Consider the following 670-nt stretch of genomic DNA (forward strand, 5'->3'; position numbering starts at 1 on the left):
CTGGGATGTTTACATCTCGCTAAAGTTGACTACTTAAGTCGATAATTTTGACAAAGTAACTTTGCCTTAAGAAAACCTAGAAAATAAATGAATATCCGTGAGCAACAAACATTACTCTAAATTTAATTAATCTATAATAAAAACAAAGTTACTATTAATTTTCCTTGGCAATAAAATTAACACATAAAAAATAAATTTTATTTTATTAATTTTTCATGTTATAACTATTATAACGGTTATAACTATTATAAAGTTATAATTCTAATATAACGTTAGATTTTAAAAAAGTGAAGGTTAAGCCAAAGTAAGCTTAATTTATTACAAGAATTCTTCTGCCACTACTGGCACTTTCAATGCCAGCATTGGCACATTGATTGCCAATCTTGGCAAATTCACTTGCCACCCGCTTTAATAACGGAATTTTCAAGGCTTTTATCACTTGCCTGATACAAGCCCATAGGCTTTAACGTTGTGCAAAAAAAGAACAACGTTAGAACACGTTGAATGTCTCATTTTTTCTTGACTTATAACGGTTACAACCATATAAGCCAGGCACTCGGCATTCTTTATCTTCCTTAATAGGTTGTCTTTTTAAACGAACTTGAGGAACATTGTTCTTTTCATCTAAATTAATAAAGTTTGCTCTACGTAATGCTTCTTCATCCGAAAT

The 670-nt window shown here is 30.3% G+C and carries 1 pseudogene; it reads right to left on the reverse strand.

Annotation, left to right across the window (positions count from 1 at the left end):
• Nucleotides 1-490: 490 nt before the first annotated feature.
• Nucleotides 491-670, reverse strand: a pseudogene (locus tag R8N47_RS25605) (hypothetical protein); the annotation flags it as partial.

The sequence above is a fragment of the Vibrio sp. 2132-1 genome, from assembly GCF_033344315.1.